The sequence below is a fragment of the Pseudoclavibacter helvolus genome, assembly GCF_049707175.1.
GTDB lineage: Bacteria > Actinomycetota > Actinomycetes > Actinomycetales > Microbacteriaceae > Pseudoclavibacter > Pseudoclavibacter helvolus_A.
In genome coordinates this window covers 1-402 of record NZ_JBNAFM010000047.1, presented here as the reverse complement: position 1 = coordinate 402, position 402 = coordinate 1, and the positions used below count along the sequence as shown (strand labels likewise).

The 402-nt window shown below is 68.7% G+C and carries 1 protein-coding gene; it reads right to left on the bottom strand.

The genetic code is table 11. The features are described 5' to 3' along the window. The coding region (locus ACPYN9_RS17215) for a DUF222 domain-containing protein (protein WP_424468118.1) at positions 1-402 on the bottom strand (402 nt) is incomplete at both ends.

Sequence of the window (402 nt, the reverse complement as noted above, 5' to 3'; positions counted from 1 at the left end):
GCCGCCTGCGCAAGCGACATCACCCCGGCCGACACCGCCCGAGCCACGCTCGGGTACTTCGCCGGGATCGGCTCCCCCGTCATCCCCATCCGCTCCCGAGTCCCCGCAGCGACTTTCACGAGCGTATGCGCCTCGAAGGGCTTCACGCCCAGCACCTGCTCCAACAGCGCCGGAAGATTCCGGAACCCCGCCTTCCGCGCGAGCGTCTCGTCCCGCGAGCACTCGTCCTCCCGCCGCAACGCCTCCGCCGCGACCTCCACCAGCGCCGCGTCCAACACCCGCCGACGCGCCGCCAACTCCGACAACACAACCACGAGCTCACCACCAAGAACCCTCAACAGATCGGTCCGGCCCTCAAGAAGCGCATCCACAACCGCCGTCTCACGAGACGAACCCCTGAAT